This window comes from Sorangium sp. So ce381, from assembly GCF_051473845.1.
GTDB classification, from domain to species: Bacteria; Myxococcota_A; Polyangia; order Polyangiales; family Polyangiaceae; genus Sorangium; species Sorangium atrum.
Genome location: NZ_CP150336.1, coordinates 3,403,288 through 3,421,537, shown reverse-complemented (window position 1 = coordinate 3,421,537; position 18,250 = coordinate 3,403,288). Strand labels below are relative to the sequence as shown.

The following is an 18,250-nucleotide window of genomic DNA, read 5'->3' as shown; positions in this document are numbered from 1 at the left end:
GACCGTTTCGCGGAGCCGAGCGGGCCAATCGTGCGCCGTCCCTGCGGAAGGCGCCGCCCCGGGCCTGCCCGAGGCCGGCGCGCCTTCTGTAAGGGCCGGCGCTAGACTTGCTTCCCCTGCTGTTTGGCCTGCTCGCGCGCCTGCGCGACGAGGCCGCGCAGCCTACCATCGTTCCCTGCGAGCTCGGCGGCGCGTTCGAGCTCGCCGGCCGCGCTCTTCGCGAGCCCCGCGGCCGCGTACGACAGCGCGAGCGTGAGCCGGTACTCCACGGAGGCGGGCACGAGCTCCACCGCCCGCCGCGCAAACTCCACCGCCCGCCGCGTGCTCTCCCCGGCCTGGAGCGTCGCGTACGCGACTCGCTCGTGCGCGCCGGCGTCGTCCGGGCGGCCGTTGCACACCTTCACATAGCTCAGCGCCGCATCGACCCAGCGGCCGTTCTGTGCCTCGTACTCGGCCTGCTTGAGGTAGCCGTCCGCCAGCGCCACCGCCGCGAGGCGCTCCACCTCGGCCGACGCCCTCTGGAGCTCGGCGTCCTCCGGAGCCAGCGACGCGGCGATCCGGTAGGCGTTGGCCGCGCTCGCGAACTCGCTCCGCTCGAGCGCGGCCCGAGCCACCTCGGAGTACCGCGCGATCTGGCTCCGGAGCGCATCCTTGCGGGCGTTCTCGTAACGCGCCTTGAGCGCCTCGACCGCCCGTATCGACTCCGGCGAACGCACGCCGGAAGGGGTCTTCTGCGGCGCCGCAGGGGCGCCTGCCGAGGCAGCTGGCGCGACGGCCGTTCCAGGCGCAACGGTCGACGCAGCCGGCGGGGTGGCCGCCCGAGGCGCAGCGGTCGCAGCGGCCGGCGCTGAAGCCGCCCCGGACGCAGCGGCCGCCGAGGCAGAGGGCGCCCCCGGCGGATGGCGCCTCAGGCCTCCGGTGAGCTTGCGCGCGAACGTCTCACGCCGGTCCTTGGCGGTGGGAGCAGGCGCGACAGGCGAGGCCGGCGCTGCGCTCCGCGCCGGCGCGCCTCCGTTGTCGGGCGAGCCTCCTGCGGGCGGCTGCGCCGGCGACGGCTGAACCGGCGCGGCGGCGCCGGAGGACGCAGCGGACGCGCCCTGCTCTGCGGGCGCGCGCTCGGAGGAATAACGCCCGGGCGACGCGCCCATGTCGCGGGGATCGGCGAACGCGGCGCGCACCGTGGCGTCGACGGCGGTCGTGATCGTGGCGATGTCGCGCGGCGTCTGCTCGATCAGCGCCGCCATCGTCCGGTTCTTGTGGGTCTGCTCGAGGTACGCGTCGTACTCGGCGCGCCGCTGCTTCGACGTCAGCGCGTCGTGCGCCAGCGTGATGCGCGTGAAGATGGCCTCGATCTTCGGCTTGTAGGAGCCGAGCTGCTTCCGGAAGTAGGTGTCCGGATGGAACTCCGGCGCGAGCTGGTAGTAGGCGCTCTTGATCTGCTTCTTGTCCGCCTGATCCGCGACGCCGAGCAGCGCGTAATAGCTGAGATCCTCGAGGCGGTAGTAGAGGTCGAGGATGCGCCGCTTCCGGTCGGGGGCGAGCTCGACCGGCTCGTCGAGCTCGGCGGGATCGTAGAGCGGCAGGGACTCCATGTGCTGCAGCGCGTCCCGGCCGAGCGGGGCGGCCTCGGACCCGGACGGCATCGTCTTCTCCGGATCCACCGCGGCCGCGCGCCGCGCGGCGTCCCGCGGCGGAGGCTGTCCGGAGGGCTCCCCGTCCAGGAGGATCGCGCCGAGGTCCCGCAGGCGGCGCAGCGCCTCGACGGTATCGCCGTGCGACATTCCCGTGATCAAGGACAGATCCCGATCCGTCAGGACGCCGTCGATCCGGGACAGGAGGAACGCCTCCGCGGGTTTCAGCGGGAGCGATTTGAGATCGTACCCGGGCTTCGGCCTTGGAACACGCAACGTCATCGGGTCGAGCAGCGGCCCCCTCCCGCTCGAGTCTAACGACGAACGCGCGCCCGTCGCAATTGCAGACCACGGTGAGCGCGCCCTTCAGCGCGGCTTTTCCCCGGGGCCCTTCAGGGCCTCGGTGATCACCTGGTCCTGGATCGAGATCGCCCGCTCCAGCAGCCCGACCGCCCGCGCGCGGGCCTGCGTCGCCGCCTCGCGATCCCCCTTGGCCTCGAGCGCCTTCGCGCGGCGCTCCTCGACAACGCCCGCGACCTCGTAGAGGTGGCCCTGATAATGAGAAGGCGCCGGCGCCAACCGGAGGCCCGCGTCGATGTCGCGCGCCGCGGCGTCGAACTCGCCGGCCTCGCTCCGGAGCTCCGCCAGCCGGGCGTACGTATCCGCCGTCACCTCGGCGACCTCCGGCGGCGCCCCCGGCGGCCTCGGCGCGGCGATGATCCCCTCCAGGGCGCGGAGCGCAGCGGCGCGCTCGCCCGCGCCGAGCGCGACGTCGGCGGCATGGTGCGCTGCGCGCGCCCTCGAGAGGAAGGCGAGGAGCGTGGGATCGACGACCTGGGCCGAGGCGCATGCGCACGCCGGATCGCCCGGGTCCCCGGCAGCGCGCGCCCGCTCGTCGCCCGGGGCGCACCCGAGGTGCGCCGCTGCGAGGAGCCCCAGGCAGAGGGCGACCAGGTGCGAGCCCCGCATCAGCGCACCCCCCACGCCGCGTAGCGGTTCTGGCGCAGATCCGACGCGCGCGCGGCGGCGATGCGGTCGATCCGCTCCGTCTGACCGCCCTCCCGAGGAAAGGGCGCGGCCGGATCGAAGAGCGCGGCGGTCGAGCGCGCCTCGATCAGCAGGGGCCGCGCGGCGACCGCCGCGGCCGGAGCAGCGGCCGCGGGCGCGCGCGCGACGGAGGCGCGCTCCTCCCTGCTCTGGCCGAAGATCAGCGCCACGGCCGCCGCGGCCGCGGCGAGGGTCGAGAGCGCCGCCATCGTCACAGGCGCGATGCGCCGGGGGCCGCGCGCGGGCGAGGCGCGGAAGGCCTGGTCGATGAGCGCGCGCCCCCGGAGCTCCGGGAGCGCCGCGGGACGCCACGCGGCTCGGAGCGCAACAGCGAGCTCCGCGAGCTCGTCGCGCGCGTCAGGCGAGCCGAGCGCCCCCTCGCCCCCGGAGCCTCCGCCGTGCCCCGGCCGACCGCCGAACGCGGCGCGGGGCTCGATCGCCTCCCGCAGGCGCTCGGCGGCGCGCAGCTCGGCCTTGGTCGGCGGCGCGCCCTCGTCACCGAGCGCGCGCGCGAGCAGCGCCTCGTGGTCCGCCCTGTCGAGCCCGGCGGGGCGGGCCGCCGCCCTGAGCGCGTCCGCGAGCGGCACCTCGCCGCGATCGAGCGCCTCCGCGAGCTCGCGCGCCGCGCGCTGCTCGTCGTCGGACGCAGGCGCGAAGGGCTCCGCGGCAGGCGCGACGAGCGCGAGCCGCCGGCCGCGATCCGCGCCGGCGCGGCGCTCCAGGGGGCCGTCGCCGGTCGGCGGCGAGCGCGGATCCGAGGGCGGCCGCGGCTTCATCGCGCTCCTTCCTTGCGCTCCGCGCGCGGCGCGGCGAGCGCCTTCTTCAGCGCGGTCATGGCGCGGTGCAGGACGACATCGAACGTCGCCACGCTGACGCCGAGCGCGAGGGCCACCTCGTCGCGAGGCCGCTCGTCGAGCACGCGTAGCCGGATGGCCTCGGCGTAACGGGGGTTGAGGCGCCCGAGCGCGTCCTCGACACGCGCCCGCGCGTCGGCGAGATCGCGCTTCTCGCAGAGCTCGGCCTCTCCACGCGCGGTGAGGTCGGTCTCCGCGGCGTCGATCTCGCGCTGAAGATCCTCGGGCTCGAAGAGCGCCTCGCGGCGGCGCGCGCGGAGCATGTCGAGCGCGATGCGCAGCGCGATGACGCGGAGCCAGGGATAGATGCCGCAGCTCTGCCACTGGAACTGGTAGAATCGCTCGATCACGCGCGCGTACGTCTCGGCCAGAGCGTCCTGCGCGGCCGCGTCGGAGCCGAGGCGGGGCAACAGCACCGCGCGGTACAGCGCTGGCCCGTACTTGCGGAGCAGCTGCCCGAGCGCGAGGCGATCGCCCTGCGCGGCGCGCTCGCACAGCAGGCGCTCCGCCTCGAGATCGGGCCTCGCTGCTGCCACCGCCGTCACAGCGGCGACGATACCCGGACGCAGAACGGAGCGCACCGGTGTCCGCCTCGCGCCCCTCTCGGGCCGGCGCGCCCCGCGGTCGAGGAGCCCCCGCGCGCCGCCGTCGGGCCGCCGCGCGCCCCCGGCGAGGAGGGCGCGCGCACCGGCAGGCGGAACCGCAGGCGAAACCGAGCGCGGGAGGGCCACGGCATTCACCCCTCGACAACGGCCCAAAGCCGTGGACCTTACGGCCAGGAGCCGCCACATTGTGCCGGCCTCCACGCGGAGCGTCCGACGTGAAAGGAGCCCAGGTGACCCTCGATACAGCGTTCAGGTCCCCCCAACACCCCGGCTTCGGGCAGCGCTTCGGGACCGCCCTGTGACGGCGGGGCCGTCCGGCGAACAGAGGCGCTCGCTGCACTGCGCGCGCTGCGGCGCCCTCAACGGCGGCGACTTCAGCCGCTGCATCCGGTGCGGCGCGCCGCTCCTCGCGCCTCCTGCCCACGCCGCGCCGACCAGAGGACGCCTCGACGGGCGAAGCCTGCTCGCGACCAAGATCCTGGGCGGGCTCACGGCGTTCGTGTTCGTCGGCCAGCTGATGGCCGCGCACTCCCGCGATCTCGGCCTCCTCTCGCCATGGGACGCGTCGAGCTACCTCCGCTTCGGCGCGCTCCTCCTCGTGCCCGGCGCGCCCTTCGAGCCGTTCCGGCTGCTCTCTGCGGTCTTCGTGCACATGGGCGTCCTCCACTTCGGCATGAACATGGTGACGCTCGGCATGCTCGCCCGCGCCGCCGAGCCCGCCGTCGGCTCGGCGCGGTTCGCGATCACCTACGTGCTCACGGGCCTGTGCGGCTTCGGCGCGAGCGCCGCATGGAACCTCGTCGTGCAGCCCGAGGTCGTGTGCACCGCGGGGGCGAGCGGCGCCGTGTTCGGCGTGATGGGCCTCCTGCTCGGCTGGCTGCTCCGCCGCCGCGACCCGCGATGGAAGGACCTCGCGCTCCAGGCCGTGTTTTACATCGTCCTCTTCGGCTTCGTCGTGAACGCATCGGGCACGGGCGTACGCATCAACAACGCTGCGCACATCGGGGGCCTGGCCAGCGGCGCGCTGCTCGGGCTGGGCTACGCGGGCCCCGCGCGCGGCCGGTACGAGGGCGTGATGAACGCCGGCGCGCTCGCCAGCGTGCTCGCCTGCCTCGCCGCGCTCGTGCTCGCCCAGCGCTCGCCGGTCTGGCGCGCCGCGGAATCGCTCGACGGGAACGCGCGGCAGGAAGCGCCTGGGCCCGCGCTGCACGGCCAGTCCAAGCGGCCTCCCGAGGACGCGCTCGAGGCGCTCGGCCCTCGGCCGGCAGGCTCGCTCGCGCCGGGGGCCCCTGACGCGATGTGACGCTGATTGCGGCGCACGGCTCGAACGTCTAAGCGCCATCCTCGCATTCACGTGGGGACGGGCCAATCCGCCCGTTCCCTCCCAGGAGACGTCATGGTCCGAACCTCGTCGCACATCGCCTCGTGCGTGCTTGCCGCGTCTCTCCTCAGCGGCTGCCATGTCACCATCCAGAGCGGCAACACGCCGGCAGAGGCCTCGCCGCCGCCCCCGCCGCCCGCAAAGAAAGCCTCCCGGTCGCGCAAGCCGGCCAAGCCCGACCCGGAGCCGGAGCGGCGCAGGACCCAGAAGTGGCGCCTGCCCACGAACAACGCGCCGCGCATCACCGCCCCGAACGCGTTCGGCAACGGGGAAGGCGGCGCCTTCCGGGGGCTCGCCTACGTGCTCCCCGAGAACACCCAGAAGCTCCCGAGCTTCGACGGGCTCGTGCCGTTCGCTGTGCTGTACACGGACAAGTTCGAGGTGAAGTCGCAGGACTTCTCCGGCGGCTTCCCTGGCGCGCTCTCGCAGAACGAGTGGTTCGCGATCCGGTTCGAGGGCGAGTTCAAGGCGCCCCAGGAAGGCGTGTTCCAGCTCAGGCTCACCTCGGACGACGGCGCGATCCTCTACATCGACGACAAGCGCGTGGTCGCGAACGACGGCGTCCACAGCGCGAAGACCGTGGACGGCGAGGCCCGCCTCACGGAGGGGACGCACCGGCTGCGGCTCGACTACTTCCAGGCGCAGCGGGGCCAGGTCGCGCTCTTGCTCCAGATCGGCCAGAAGGACAAGTTCGAGCCGCTCGTCGGGCTCCGCTGACGGAGCGCCGCGCGGGCCGCTCCGCCGGCGATCCGCCCTGGCGGGCACGCGGGGCGCGCGGCGGGCTTTCATGCGCCCGCGCACGCCCCAGCGCCCTCGTCCGCCTTTTCGTGTATCGTCGCCGGCGCCCATGGCGTCGGTGAACCCACTGTCGCGCGAGCTCGTCTTCAAGATCGTCTATTACGGGCCCGGCCTGGGCGGGAAGACGACCACGCTGGAGTACTTGCACGCCACGGCGAAGCCCGAGTACCGCGGCAAGCTCGTCTCCCTCGCGACGCCGGTCGATCGAACGCTCTACTTCGACTTCTTGCCGGTCCGGCTCCCGCAGCTGCGCGGGATGAACGTGAGGCTCCAGCTCTTCACGGTGCCAGGGCAGGTCTACTTCAACGCGACCCGAAAGCTGGTGCTCACGGGCGCCGACGGCATCGTGTTCGTCAGCGATTCGCAGGCCGTGCGCGCCGACGCCAACCTGGAGAGCATGGAGAACCTGCGCGAAAACCTCGCCGAGCAGGGGCGGGCGCTCGATCACGTCCCGCACATCTTCCAGCACAACAAGCGCGATTTGCCTGATTTGCTGCCGCTTTCGGAGCTCGACGCGATGTTGAACCCGTCCCGCGTCTCCTCGCTGGCCACGTCGGCGAAGACGGGGCTCGGCCTCTACGAGGGGCTCGAGGAGATCAGCGCCGCGGTCCTTCGCGCGTTCGAGAGCCGCCTGCCCGACGCGATGGGGAGCGGGCTGGGCGGGTTCGACGCGATCGAGGGCGGGCTCGCCACCGCCCTTCGCGACGCGTCGCCGCCGCCGTCGGCGCCGCTCGACGCGGTGATCTCGCGGCTCGCGCCGCCCAGCAAGCCGTGGTCGACGATGCCACCGGACTCGACGATCGGCGATCCGAGCGAGGGCGCGGCCGCGCCCGGCGCGAAGGCATCGCCTGGCGTCGAGCTCGCGCCGCGCAGCGCCGGCGTCAGGGATCCGGTGAGCCGCGGGCTCGCGTCGTCGCTGCAGCTCGCGGCCCGGAGGCTGGCCGCGCCGGCGGACGCCCCGGCGACCGCGCGCGCGGACGGCCCGTCCGCGGCGACGAAGCACCTCGCCCAGCCGGGCCTCTCGTTCGTCGCGCTCTGGCCGACCGCCGAGCGGGAGGCGATCGCGGAGATCGAGGCGGCGATCGCCGCGGAGGGGTATGCCGTGGCGATCGAGCGCTGCGACGCGCTCGTCGCGGCGATCTTCGACAGAGCGGCGGAGCTCGCGGGATCGAGCGGCACGGCGCGCGACCCCGCGACGGTGCCGGCGCTGCTCGGCCTGGACGGGCGCCGTTACCTCGGCTTTCGCGCCGTGGTCCGCAGAGCGCGCGCTGGCGGCGAGATCACCGAGCGCGACGCGCTCAAGGCCTTCGCGTTCGTCGTCGAAGCGCGGCTCGCCGAAAGCGCGATCTGACGCGGTCCGTACGGCGCGCCATCACAGCCGATCGAGCGAGGCGACGCCGGAGTAGCGGCGCATCGACACGCTCATGAGGAGCGCGATCGCCACCATCACCGTGGTCACGCTCGATCCGCCGTACGAGAACAGGGGCAGCGTGACACCGACGACCGGCAGCACGCCCGACGTCATGCCGAGGTTGATGACCGCGTGCCAGAAGATGATCGCCGCGCAGCCGACGCCGAGCACCGCGCCGAAGCGATCCTTCGCCATCGAGGCGATGCGGATCCCCCACACGACCAGGAACGCATAGAGGCACACGAGGACCATGCACCCGATGAACCCCCACTCCTCGGCGAAGACGGGGAACGGGAAGTCCGTGAACTGATCCGGCAGGAAGAGGAACTGGTTCTGGGTGCCCCTCAGGTACCCGCTGCCGAACAGACCGCCGTTGCCGATCGCGACGCGCGAGTGGTGGGCGTGCCAGCCGCGGTGCAGGAGATCTTCCTCGGGGTGGAGGAACACGAGCACGCGCGCGCGCTGGTAGTCGAGCAGCACGTACTCCCAGACGATCGGGATCGCCACCGCGATGGACACGACGAACAGCGCGGCGCTCCTCCACCGCACGCGCGTGACCGCCGCGATCGTCAGGAAGACGAACACGAGGATGAGCGCCGTCCCCAGATCGGGCTGCTTGAGCACGAGGAGCGCAGGGACCGCCGTCAGCGCCGCCGGGATCGCCAGATCGCGGAGGGTGCGGCCCTCGTTGCGCGGATCGTCGTGCAGGAACTTCGCCAGCGCGATCACGAGGAACACCTTCATGAACTCGCTGGGCTGGAACCGGAACGCGCCGAACTCGATCCACCGCGCGGAGCCGCGCACGTCGCGCGCGAGCACGAAGACGAGCGCCAGCGAGAAGACGCCGAACGTGTAGAGCACGTAGCCGAGGCGCTCCAGGTGGCGGTAGTCGAGCGCGATCAGCACGCCGCCGATGATGCCGCCCATGAACAGCCAGTACACCTGGCTGATGTAGAGCTCCGCGCGCGCGCCGGAGTAGACGCTCGTCGCGCTGTAGAGGTTGACCACGCCGAGCACCGCGATGGACACCGCGGCGATGAAGAGCGGCCAGTCGAAATGATCGCGATCGCGCGAAGAGAGAGAGTCACCCCGGATCATGGCGTGCGCCCCGACACGGCGGGCGCGCGGCCCGCGCTGCTCTTGCCCGCTCGCGGCCCCTCGTTCGGGCCGCCGCGACGCTCCTTCGCGAGCTCCTGGTACGCGCGGACGACCTCGAAGGCGACCGGCGCCGCGTGCTTGCCGCCCGTGCCGCCGTGCTCGACGAGCACGACCACGGCGACCTCGGGCGAGCGCGTCGGCGCGTAGCCGGCGAACCAGGCGTGCTCGCGGTTGAAGTACCAGACCCGCTCGGCCTCGACGCCGCGGGTGAGCCGGTGCGAGACCTGCGCGGTCCCCGTCTTGCCCGCCATCTCCACGCCCGCGACGCGCGCCTTGAACGCCGTGCCGCCCTCCTCGTTCACGCCGGCGACCATCGCCCGGTGCACGAGGGAGAGGTTCTCCGGCCGGATGTCGATCTGGCGGCGCACGCGCGGCGTGAACTCCTGGACGACCGTGCCGGCGCTCGTCTCGACGGCCCGCACGATCTGCGGCTGGTACAGCGTGCCGCCGTTCGCGAGCGCCGCGTACGCGAGCGCGAGCTGGAGCACCGTGACCGTCGTCGCGCCCTGGCCGATCGCCGCGTTCAGGCCGAAACCGAGGCGGAACTGGCCCTTGTTCCGGAGCGTCATCCACGCCCGGGTGGGCATCCTGCCCCCCGCCTCGGCGTTGATGCCGAGCCCCGTCCGCGCGCCGAGCCCATAGCGCTGGCCCATCTCCGCGATGACGTCCATGCCGACGCCGTACTCCGCCGCGAGCCGGTAGAAGTAGACGTTGCACGACTCCGCGATCGCCTGCTGCATCGCGACCGGCCCGTGCACGTGCGTGCACCGGAAGGTGCGCTTGCCGAACGTCAGCGCGCCCCGGCACCGCGAGGACTGGCGGGGATCGATGAGCCCCTTCTCGAGCGCCGCCAGCGCGGTGAACGGCTTGAACGTCGAGCCGGGCGGGTACGCCCCGGACAGCGTCTTGTCGAGCGCGGGCTTCAGCGGATCGGAGTAGAGCCGCCTGAACGCGTCGCGGATGACCTGCTTCCCCGAGCCGCCGGAGAGCGCGTTCGGGTTGTAGCCGGGCTTCGAGTACAGCCCGAGGATGCGCCCGGTGCGCACGTCGATGACCGCGACGCCGCCGGCGAGCTCGCCGCGCATCGCCTTGTCGATCGCCTTCTGGATGTCGGCGTCGAGCGTCAGCCGGAGATCGCGGCCGGGGATCGGGTCCACCCGCCGCGGCTCCTCGATGATCCCGTCGCCGCCCGCCCTGCGCCGCCCCTTGGCGTCGACGAGCACCTTCTCCCAGCCGCGCGTGCCACGCAGGTAGCTCTCCCAGGCGCGCTCGATCCCGGTGACGCCGATGCGATCGCCCTCGATGTAGCCGACGCTGCGGAGCGACGCGAGCCGCTCGGCGTCCACCTCGGCCATGTAGCCGAGGACGTGCGAGCCGACCTCCTCGTACGGGTAGTAGCGCACCGGGACAGGCACCACGTCGACCCCCGGCAGCTCGGCGTCGTGCGTCGCCAAGGTCGCCACGGCGTCGCGCGAGATGTCCTCCTTGAGCAGGATCTGCTGGTTCTTGCGCGGGCCCTCGTCGGCGCGGATCGAGGTGATCAGCGCCTCCAGCCTCGCGCGCTCCTCGATCCCGACGCCGAGGTACTCGACGAGCTTCGGCCAGATCGTCTCCATGTCGAGGCGCCGCGGGACGACGTAGACGTTGTACGACGGCCGGCTCGCCGCGAGCACCTTGCCGTTCTTGTCCCGGATGATCCCGCGCGTGGTCGCGAGCGTCACGCGCCGGACGATGTTCTCGCGAGCGATGGCCTTGTTCTCGTCGACCTCGAGGACCTGCAGGTAGAACAGGCGCCCGAGGAGCACCATGAAGCCGACGACCATGCCGAGCGCGATCCACCGGAAGCGCCGGCGGAACTCGCTCACGTCGGAGCGCTGGACGAGCAGGCTCACCGCGGGCTCTCCCCTGGCCGCGGGACGTTGATCGTCGCCTGATGCACGCGCTCGGCCAGCCGGAAGACGAACGGCGCGAACAGCGCCGTGGAGACAGCGTGCGGCGCGACGAGCCGGGCGAGCGCGCGGGTGCGCGCCGCGTCGCCCCCGAAGATGGCGGTGAGGATCACGATGAGCACCCCCTCGACGAGGCCGAAGACGAAGGCCAGCGCGATCTTCGTGAGGAGCGTCTGCGCGGCGAGCCGCACGCCGGCCGCCCGCGACACGACGAAGGTCGCGACGGTGATGAAGGTGAACAGCCCGACCGGCGCGCCGGTGAAGAGATCGAGCAGGTACCCGAGCAGGAACGCGAGCGCGGCGCCCCGCGCGATCGAGTACTCGTGCACCCCCATGAACACGACGAGCGGCAGGAGAAGGCTCGGCGTGGAGCCGGGGATGTTCAGCTTGCCGATGAGCCGGAACAGGTTCGACTGAAGGATCAGCAGGGCGGCCCCCATCGCCAGGAACGCGGAGTTTCTCATCGCGTCACCTCCGCTGCGCCTGGGGGGGCGTCTCCTCCGGCGGCGTCGTCGTCACGATGAGCACCTCCTCCAGCCGCGAGAAATCGACCGCGGGCGCGACGTACACCTGCTGGTAAATGCCGAAGTCGCGGCGGACGACCTGCGTCACGGTCCCGACCGGGATCCCCTTCGGGAAGCGCCGGCCGACGCCGCTCGTCACGAGGAGGTCGCCGACCTCGATCTCGTCGGTGCGCTGCACGTACTCGACGCTGCAGGAGTACTTGCTCTCGTCGCCCGTGCCGCGGACGAAGCCGCGCGCGCCGGTGCGCTCGACCACCACGTCGACGCCGCTGCCCCCGTCGACGACGAGCCGCACGTCGACCGTGTCGCCGGCGCTCTTCAGCGTCGTGCCGACCACGCCGTCCGCGGAGAGGACCGGCAAGTTGGAGACGATGTCCCGCGCCTCGCGATCGAGCGTGACGCGAACGACCCGGAAGAAATCGTTGGTGCTCTTGCCGACGACCTGGGCGCTCACCACGTCGGTCCGGAGGCTCTGGCGCAGGTCGAGCAGCCTGCGCAGGCGGCGGTTCTCTTCCTCGAGCGCCTCGAGCTTCCGCACCCGCTCTCGGAGGCGGGCGACCTGCGAGGCCTGCCTGGCGTTGTCTTCCTTGACGTCGACCAGGTAGATGTAGTCGCCCCAGAGGTTCGAGATCCCACGCGCCAGCGTCGCGGCCGCGTACTGGATCGGCGCCGCGATGCTGATGATGATCCGGTCGGCCCCCGTGTTCTGCTTGGGGTCGCGCATGCTGGCGCGCAGGAACCAGAACGGCACCGCGAGCGCCAACAGCACGATCACGAAGTCGCGGTAGCGTTTGAGGTTCACCGTGGCTCCCGGACCCAGGTAGTACGAGGCGCCCCGCGAGGCCACCCCTCTCGACGCCGCGCGCGGCGCCCACCCCGGCGCGGGGCGGCTCGCCGCGCGCCGCAAACACCCCCGCCGGCGTGCTCACGGGCGGGACACGAAGACGACCCTCAGCTGATCGTGACCTCTTTCAAGAGCTCGAGGTGATCCAGCGCCTTGCCGCTGCCGAGCACCACGGCGCTGATCGGGTCGTCGCACACCATCACGGGCAACCCCGTCTCCTCGCGGAGGAGCACGTCGAGGTTCTTGAGGAGCGAGCCGCCGCCGGTGAGCACGATGCCCTTGTCGACGATGTCGGCCGCCAGCTCGGGCGGCGTGCGCTCCAGCGCGATGAGCACGGCGTCCACGATGGCGTTCGTCGGCTCGCTCAGCGAGTCGCGGATCTCGTCCGAGTTGACGACGACCGTCTTGGGGATGCCCGCGACCATGTCACGCCCCTTGACCTCCATCGTGAGCTGCTGCTCGAGCGGGTACGCGTTGCCGATCGTGATCTTGATGCGCTCCGCGGTCTGCTCGCCGATGGCCATGTTGTACTTGCGCTTCATGTACGCCATGATCGACTCGTCCATCTTGTCGCCGCCGACGCGCACGCTCTGCGAGTAGACGATGCCGGCGAGGGAGATCACGGCGACCTCGGTCGTGCCGCCGCCGATGTCGACGACCATGTTGCCGCTCGGCTCGGTGATCGGCAGCCCGGCGCCGATCGCCGCCGCCATCGGCTCCTCGATGAGGTAGACCTCGCGCGCGCCAGCGCCCTCGGCGCTCTCCTTCACTGCCCGCTTCTCGACCTCGGTGATGCCGAAGGGGACGCAGATGATGATGCGCGGCTTGACGAGCGTGCGGCGGTTGTGCGCGCGCGCGATGAAATACCGGAGCATCGCCTCGGTGATCTCGAAGTCGGCGATGACGCCGTCGCGCAGAGGCCGCACCGCCTGGATGTTGCCTGGGGTGCGACCGAGCATCTCCTTCGCCTCGCGGCCGACGGCGAGCACCTTCTTGCCGCCGCGAGCATCGCGCTGGACGGCGACCACCGAGGGCTCGCATGACACGATGCCCTTGCCCTTCACGTAGATGAGGGTGGTTGCGGTGCCGAGATCGATCGCGAGATCGTTCGAGAACAGGCCGTAGAGCCAGTCGAAGATCATCGCTTCGCCCTAGAAAGGAAAGAGGTTAAACCGAGCACCACGGAGGACGCAGCAGCCCGACCCGAGGCCCGCTTGCGCGGGCCCGGCGGCAGCGGCCATCGGTGCAGCGTGGCCTAGCCCTTCGAGATCTTGCCTTCTTTGTGCTCGGTGTGCTTGCGCTCGGTCGGGCAGAACTTCTTGATGACGAACTTGTCCGTCATCGTCCGCTTGTTCTTCGTCGTGTGGTAGTTCGCGCGGCCGCAGTTGCCGCACGTCAGCTTGATGATGTCGCGCATCGGAGGTCTCCGAAGACAGGGCCGACCTGTTTCCACAGGCGGCCCTGGTTGAACCTAGGCACGGGCAGCACGGGAAGCGCTAGCACCGCAACCGGCGGGGGGCACCAGAGGACGTGTGCCGGATCAGCGACGCCCGACCGCCCGTCTGGAGGGCGCTACCCTACGAGAAACGATGCAGTTGTCAACCGGGAGCGCTCATTCGTCGTCCCAGTCGTCACCGCCGCGGCCGCGATCCCAGTTCTTGTTGTTGCTGCGCCGGCCGCCACCACCACCGGCGCCGCCTCCGCCGCCGGGAGGACCATCCCCGTCGTGACCGCCGCGCCGCCGGCGATCATCGAACGTCTTGCGCGCAGGCGGCGGAGGAGCACCACCACCACCACCACCACCACCGGCGAAGCCGCCGCCGCCGCCACCAAAGCCGCCGCCGCCGCCGCCGAAGCCGCCACCACCACCACCGCCGAAGCCGCCGCCACCACCGCCGAAGCCGCCCGGGCGGTCCTCGCGCGCCGGCCGCTCACCCTTCGGGTGAGCGAGGTTGACGACGAGCCGACGACCGCGCACGTCCACGCCGCGCAGGGCATCGATCGCGGCGCGCGCCGCCTCGGCGCTCGCCATCGTCACGAAGCCGAACCCGCGCTTGCGACCGTCAGGATCCATGGGGAGGTGGACCCGCACCACCGGACCGGCGCCCGTCGCGCCGATGAGCCCCTCGACTTCCTCGACGCTCGCGTCGTAGGGGAGATTGCCGACGTAGAGGGTGCGATCAGGCGCTGCAGCCGGGCCGCCGCCGCCCATACCGCCACCGCCGCCAGGGCCACCGGGGCCAGCGCCGGGACCACCGCCGGGGCCCATCGGGCGCCCCTCGCGCCGCGGCGGCTCGGCCTGGAAGGGGCGGACCGAGATGGACTTGCCGCCCTGAAATGAACCGTCGAGCGACTCGCGCGCGGCGTTGGCTTCGCCGGTCGTCGAGAGTGTGACGAAACCGAAACCGCGCGGCCGACCGGTCGCGCGATCTTTCGGAAGACTGACCTCGACGACGTTGCCGCCGGTGGCCTCGAAGAGCTGCCGCAAAACGTCTTCGGTGATGGAGTCGGGCAAGCCCGCCACGAACAACTTACGCGAATCTTCAGCCATTGTAGAAAAACCTGGGGTTGGCCCCTGCGTTCCCTCTTATTTTGGTCCACTCGCTCCGTGATCGATGTCGATGATGCGGAGCCTTTCGCGAGCGCGCCTCGATCGCCCCTCCGTCGGCGGAAGGAGCGACCGAGCTCAATCGAGCGAAGGTCGGCGGGCCGACCCTCTGGTGCAAACTCCACCCCACGATATCTGGCGCCCCAGGCGCGTCAAGGGACCCGCCACGGGCGGGCGAGCCAAATGAAGGCCCGGAAGGAGCTGTCCCAGGGCCCCCACGCGCCTCGGGGGCCTTACGCCCCTCACGCGAGCGCCGGGCCGGAAGACCGGGGGCGCAGGTCCAGGCGATCAGGGGCTCCGCAGCGCGCGCGCTCCGTCACAGGCGGGCGTCGCCAGGCCGGCGCTCGGGACGCCCGGCGCTCGGGAGGGCCGAGCGGTCCAGCGCCGACCAGCGCATGAGCGCATCGCGCGGCGTGGATCTGCCCGAGATCCGAAACGGCCGGTCCACGGCGCCCAGCTGCGGGCTCACCTTTCGGCCCGGGCGCGGGAGGCCCGAGGCGCCTCGGGCTCATCGTCCTCGTCGGACGGGTCGTCGTCCGCGACGCGCGGCGAGCCGTCCAGCGGGTCCGCGCCGGCGCTCGACGGCTCGCCGCGCGCCGCCATGCGCAGGAAATAGAGCCCCACCGCGAACAGACCGAAGCAGGCCCACTGCGCCGGAGTGAGACCGCCATAGCGCGGATCGCCGCCGACGACCGTGCCCTCCCGCTCGCGCAGGAAATCCAGCGCGAACCGCACCGGGGCGTACGCGGTGCACATGATCCCCGTGTAGAAGCCGAGCGGGCGATGGGGGTTCCGGCGCCAGAGCACCACGAACGCGATCGCGAGCGGGATCGCGAGCACACACTCATACAGGCCGAGATCGAACCGGCCGACGTGCCCCGTCCCGAGCGGGTATTGGACAGCGAACCATGCGTCGGACATGCGGCCCGGATGATCGTGGACCGACGCGCAGCCTGCGCGCCCGAAGACCCACGCGAGCGGAAACGCGCTGTTGACGACCTCGCAGTAGGGCAGGATCCGCTCGCGGCGATAGAAGCGCCACGAGACGGCGCCGATCAGCGCGCCGGTGAAGCCGCCGAAGCTCGACAGGCCGTCCCAGAGCGCGAAGAGATAGAGAGGATCCCGGGCGACGCGCTGCGGGTGATAGAAGATCGCGTCGAGGACGTGCCCGCCGATGAACCCGGCCGCCACGACCCAGAAGATGAACTCGCTCATCTTCTTTTCGTCGAGGCGCCGCTCGCGGGCGTGCCGCGTGGCGACCATGGCGCCGATGTAGACGCCGAGCGCCACCAGCGTGCCGAACGGCTTGATCGACGGCGGCTTCGCCGGGTCGATGAGCTGCCCCACGAGCGGGATGTGCTCCAGGAAAGCGAGCGGGATCTCGGGGAGCTCGATGTAAGGGATCAGAGGGCCTGACACGACGCTCCCCTAGCGCAGCGACGGGGCGAAAGCCATCCGCCGTCGATGACGTCGGAGCGACAAGGCCGCGCCGCGCGCCGCGGACGGCTCGCTGGGCGCGGCGGGGGCGCCAGGGACGCAGCGAGGCCGCCTTCGCTCGATCGGCCGTAGCGCCGTAGCGCCGTAGCGCCGTCGCGCCGGTGTCGTCAAGAGTTCGCCAACCGCCGGGGACAGGCGTAAATCTGCCGCATGAGCCGCTCCCCCGTGCGCGTCGCCACGCTGACGCTCAGTGACACCCGCACCCTCGACGATGACGAGGGCGGACAGCTCCTCGGCGAGCTCCTGAAGCGCGCCGGCTTCTCCGTGACATCCCACGCCGTCGTCCGCGAGGAGCCCGAGCTGCTGCGAGCCGCGATCGTCCAGATCGCGGACGCCGGCTCGGCCGACGCGGTCGTCACCACAGGCGGGACCGGGATCGCCCCGCGCGACCGGACCCTCGAGGCGCTCGCGCCGCTCTTCGAGAAGACGCTCGACGGCTTCGGCGAGGCGTTCCGGCGCCTGAGCTGGGACGCCATCGGGCCGAACGCAATCCTGTCGCGCGCCGCGGCGGGCGTCGCGCGAGGGCTCGTGGTGATCGCGCTGCCCGGCAGCCCGAAGGCGGTGGAGCTCGCCGTCACGCAGATCATCGGCCCCGTCCTCGCGCACGCGGTCACGCTGGCGTCCGGCAAGGGCGGGCACCACCACCGACACCCGCAGGCCGCGCAGGGCGAGGAGCAGCGCGGATGATCCCCTTCGAAGAGGCGCTCGATCGGCTGCTCGCGACCGCGATCCCGGTCGGCCCCGAGCGGGTGCCGCTCGACGACGCGGCAGGGCGCGTGCTTGCCGAGGACATCGCGGCCGCCGACGCGATGCCGGCCTTCGACTACAGCGCGATGGACGGCTACGCCGTCGCCTCGGCCGACCTCGCGGGCAGCGGGCCCTTCAGGCTGCCCGTCCGCGGCGAGAGCGCGGCCGGCCGCCCGCTGCCGGCGCTCCACCCGGGCACGGCGTGTCGGATCTTCACCGGCGCGCGGCTGCCGCCCGGCGCCGACGCGATCGCGCCGCAGGAGGACGCCGCGCGCAGCGGCGACGAGATCACCCTGCAGGAAGCGCCGCGGGCGGGCGCCTGGGTGCGCCGCCGTGGCGCGGACCTCGCGGAGGGCGCCGTCCCGCTGCGCCGAGGGGCGCGGCTCACGCCGGGGAAGGTCGCGCTCGCGGCCGCGCTCGATCGCCCGAGCGTCCTCGTCGCGCGCCGCCCCGTGGTCACGGTGATGTGCTCCGGCGACGAGCTGCGCGCGCCCGGCTCGCCAGGCCCCGCCGGCACGATCCCGGAGTCGAACAGCTACTTCATCGCCGCGACCGCGCGCGCGGCGGGCGCTGCGGTCCGCGTCTCGCCGTTCGTCCCCGACGACGCGGCGCGCGCCGCCGAGGCGGTGTCGACGGCGCTGCGCGGGTCCGATCTCGTGGTGACCGTCGGCGGCGTGAGCGTCGGCGACCACGACATCGTCCGCCCCGCGCTCGAGGCAGCCGGCGTGTCGCTCGATTTCTGGCGCGTCGCCATCAAGCCGGGCAAGCCGCTCGCGGTGGGGCGCGCCGAGCTCTCGCGGTGCGGCGTCGTCCACGTGCTCGGGCTGCCAGGCAATCCGGCCTCGGCCTCGCTCACGTTCGTCCTCTTCGGCGTGCCGCTGCTCCGCGCGCTCCAGGGCGACGCGGCGCCGCGGCCCCCCCGCGTGATCGTCCGCGCGGACAGCGCGCTCAGGCGCCAGACCGGTCGCGCCGAGTTCCTCCGCACCCGCCTCGACGTCTCGAGCGGCGAGCTCGTCGCCCGCATCGCCGCGAACCAGGCGTCGGGCGCCGTCACGAGCTTCGCCGAGGCCGACGCGCTCGTCCTCGTGCCGGCCGATCGGGAGCGCATCGACGCGGGCGATCGCCTCGAGGCCATCCGCCTCGCGGAGATCTGAGCGCACGCCGCGCTGCGCGCCGCATTGCCGCGCAGCGGGTGG

Annotated in this window: 17 protein-coding genes; 5 read left to right on the top strand and 12 right to left on the bottom strand. The window is 72.5% G+C overall.

All coding sequences use genetic code 11. The annotated features are described in order from the left end of the window. Positions 1-101 precede the first annotated feature (101 nt). The 4 genes from WMF29_RS13035 to WMF29_RS13020 all read right to left on the bottom strand — a co-directional run bounded on the left by WMF29_RS13035 (position 102) and on the right by WMF29_RS13020 (position 4,068). Positions 102-1,913 carry a DnaJ domain-containing protein gene (locus WMF29_RS13035; RefSeq protein WP_437329144.1) on the bottom strand — a complete coding sequence of 604 codons (1,812 nt, stop codon included), beginning with the start codon at positions 1,911-1,913 and terminating at the stop codon, positions 102-104. Positions 1,914-1,997: 84 nt separating this feature from the next. Further along, positions 1,998-2,600, bottom strand: coding sequence for a hypothetical protein (locus WMF29_RS13030; RefSeq protein ID WP_437329143.1), 603 nt, complete (start codon positions 2,598-2,600; stop codon positions 1,998-2,000). Then, entirely contained in the window at positions 2,600-3,454 is an 855-nt protein-coding gene (locus WMF29_RS13025) for a hypothetical protein (RefSeq protein ID WP_437329142.1), read from the bottom strand. Before WMF29_RS13025 ends, WMF29_RS13030 begins: the two co-directional genes overlap by 1 nt. After that, positions 3,451-4,068 carry an RNA polymerase sigma factor gene (locus WMF29_RS13020; RefSeq protein ID WP_231864806.1) on the bottom strand — a complete coding sequence of 206 codons (618 nt, stop codon included), beginning with the start codon at positions 4,066-4,068 and terminating at the stop codon, positions 3,451-3,453. Before WMF29_RS13020 ends, WMF29_RS13025 begins: the two co-directional genes overlap by 4 nt. A gap of 367 nt (positions 4,069-4,435) precedes the next feature. Between WMF29_RS13020 and WMF29_RS13015 the strand changes: the two genes are divergently transcribed. The 3 genes from WMF29_RS13015 (at position 4,436) to WMF29_RS13005 (ending at position 7,667) form a co-directional block, all read left to right on the top strand. After that, positions 4,436-5,440 (top strand): rhomboid family intramembrane serine protease, encoded by a 1,005-nt coding sequence (locus tag WMF29_RS13015; RefSeq protein WP_437329141.1) that lies wholly within the window; start codon positions 4,436-4,438, stop codon positions 5,438-5,440. A gap of 93 nt (positions 5,441-5,533) precedes the next feature. Beyond that, positions 5,534-6,235 carry a PA14 domain-containing protein gene (locus WMF29_RS13010; RefSeq protein WP_437329140.1) on the top strand — a complete coding sequence of 234 codons (702 nt, stop codon included), beginning with the start codon at positions 5,534-5,536 and terminating at the stop codon, positions 6,233-6,235. Between the two features lie 130 nt (positions 6,236-6,365). Beyond that, entirely contained in the window at positions 6,366-7,667 is a 1,302-nt protein-coding gene (locus WMF29_RS13005; RefSeq protein ID WP_437329139.1) for a GTP-binding protein, read from the top strand. A 21-nt stretch (positions 7,668-7,688) separates the two neighbouring features. Here the strand turns inward: WMF29_RS13005 and rodA are convergent, their stop codons facing one another. From rodA to WMF29_RS12965, 8 genes are all read right to left on the bottom strand, one after another. Continuing rightward, on the bottom strand, positions 7,689-8,825 hold the full coding sequence (gene rodA, locus WMF29_RS13000; RefSeq protein WP_272103241.1) for a rod shape-determining protein RodA: 1,137 nt from the start codon (positions 8,823-8,825) through the stop codon (positions 7,689-7,691). Then, on the bottom strand, positions 8,822-10,777 hold the full coding sequence (gene mrdA / locus WMF29_RS12995; RefSeq protein WP_437329138.1) for a penicillin-binding protein 2: 1,956 nt from the start codon (positions 10,775-10,777) through the stop codon (positions 8,822-8,824). Before mrdA ends, rodA begins: the two co-directional genes overlap by 4 nt. Then, the gene (locus tag WMF29_RS12990) at positions 10,774-11,298 is read right to left on the bottom strand and encodes a hypothetical protein (protein WP_272103239.1); all 525 of its coding nucleotides are present in this window, start codon (positions 11,296-11,298) and stop codon (positions 10,774-10,776) included. Before WMF29_RS12990 ends, mrdA begins: the two co-directional genes overlap by 4 nt. A 4-nt stretch (positions 11,299-11,302) precedes the next feature. Continuing rightward, positions 11,303-12,160 carry a rod shape-determining protein MreC gene (mreC, locus tag WMF29_RS12985; RefSeq protein ID WP_272103238.1) on the bottom strand — a complete coding sequence of 286 codons (858 nt, stop codon included), beginning with the start codon at positions 12,158-12,160 and terminating at the stop codon, positions 11,303-11,305. A gap of 149 nt (positions 12,161-12,309) precedes the next feature. After that, positions 12,310-13,344 (bottom strand): rod shape-determining protein, encoded by a 1,035-nt coding sequence (locus WMF29_RS12980; protein WP_276598056.1) that lies wholly within the window; start codon positions 13,342-13,344, stop codon positions 12,310-12,312. Positions 13,345-13,457: 113 nt separating this feature from the next. After that, a complete protein-coding gene (gene rpmG, locus WMF29_RS12975) occupies positions 13,458-13,619 on the bottom strand; it encodes a 50S ribosomal protein L33 (protein WP_012235039.1) in 162 nt (53 codons plus the stop codon). A gap of 195 nt (positions 13,620-13,814) precedes the next feature. Then, a complete protein-coding gene (locus WMF29_RS12970) occupies positions 13,815-14,753 on the bottom strand; it encodes an RNA recognition motif domain-containing protein (RefSeq protein ID WP_437329137.1) in 939 nt (312 codons plus the stop codon). A 522-nt stretch (positions 14,754-15,275) separates the two neighbouring features. Then, positions 15,276-16,229, bottom strand: a complete 954-nt coding sequence (locus WMF29_RS12965) for a prolipoprotein diacylglyceryl transferase (protein ID WP_437329136.1) — start codon at positions 16,227-16,229, stop codon at positions 15,276-15,278. A 228-nt stretch (positions 16,230-16,457) separates the two neighbouring features. Here WMF29_RS12965 and WMF29_RS12960 point away from each other — a divergent pair, with 228 nt between their 5' ends. Both WMF29_RS12960 and WMF29_RS12955 read left to right on the top strand, forming a co-directional pair. Next, on the top strand, positions 16,458-16,994 hold the full coding sequence (locus WMF29_RS12960) for a MogA/MoaB family molybdenum cofactor biosynthesis protein (protein WP_437329135.1): 537 nt from the start codon (positions 16,458-16,460) through the stop codon (positions 16,992-16,994). After that, positions 16,991-18,208 carry a molybdopterin molybdotransferase MoeA gene (locus WMF29_RS12955; RefSeq protein WP_437329134.1) on the top strand — a complete coding sequence of 406 codons (1,218 nt, stop codon included), beginning with the start codon at positions 16,991-16,993 and terminating at the stop codon, positions 18,206-18,208. Before WMF29_RS12960 ends, WMF29_RS12955 begins: the two co-directional genes overlap by 4 nt. Positions 18,209-18,250: the final 42 nt, after the last annotated feature.

What these genes read in the sequence shown, in the direction of transcription:
- WMF29_RS13035 (WP_437329144.1), bottom strand. Translation starts at nt 1,913, where the DNA reads ATGACGTTGCGTGTTCCAAGGCCGAAGCCCGGGTACGATCTCAAATCG.
- WMF29_RS13005 (WP_437329139.1), top strand. Translation starts at nt 6,366, where the DNA reads ATGGCGTCGGTGAACCCACTGTCGCGCGAGCTCGTCTTCAAGATCGTC.
- WMF29_RS12955 (WP_437329134.1), top strand. Translation starts at nt 16,991, where the DNA reads ATGATCCCCTTCGAAGAGGCGCTCGATCGGCTGCTCGCGACCGCGATC.
- WMF29_RS13025 (WP_437329142.1), bottom strand. Translation starts at nt 3,454, where the DNA reads ATGAAGCCGCGGCCGCCCTCGGATCCGCGCTCGCCGCCGACCGGCGAC.
- WMF29_RS13010 (WP_437329140.1), top strand. Translation starts at nt 5,534, where the DNA reads ATGGTCCGAACCTCGTCGCACATCGCCTCGTGCGTGCTTGCCGCGTCT.
- WMF29_RS12960 (WP_437329135.1), top strand. Translation starts at nt 16,458, where the DNA reads ATGAGCCGCTCCCCCGTGCGCGTCGCCACGCTGACGCTCAGTGACACC.
- rpmG (WP_012235039.1), bottom strand. Translation starts at nt 13,619, where the DNA reads ATGCGCGACATCATCAAGCTGACGTGCGGCAACTGCGGCCGCGCGAAC.
- WMF29_RS12970 (WP_437329137.1), bottom strand. Translation starts at nt 14,753, where the DNA reads ATGGCTGAAGATTCGCGTAAGTTGTTCGTGGCGGGCTTGCCCGACTCC.
- WMF29_RS13030 (WP_437329143.1), bottom strand. Translation starts at nt 2,600, where the DNA reads ATGCGGGGCTCGCACCTGGTCGCCCTCTGCCTGGGGCTCCTCGCAGCG.
- rodA (WP_272103241.1), bottom strand. Translation starts at nt 8,825, where the DNA reads ATGATCCGGGGTGACTCTCTCTCTTCGCGCGATCGCGATCATTTCGAC.
- WMF29_RS12980 (WP_276598056.1), bottom strand. Translation starts at nt 13,344, where the DNA reads ATGATCTTCGACTGGCTCTACGGCCTGTTCTCGAACGATCTCGCGATC.
- WMF29_RS12990 (WP_272103239.1), bottom strand. Translation starts at nt 11,298, where the DNA reads ATGAGAAACTCCGCGTTCCTGGCGATGGGGGCCGCCCTGCTGATCCTT.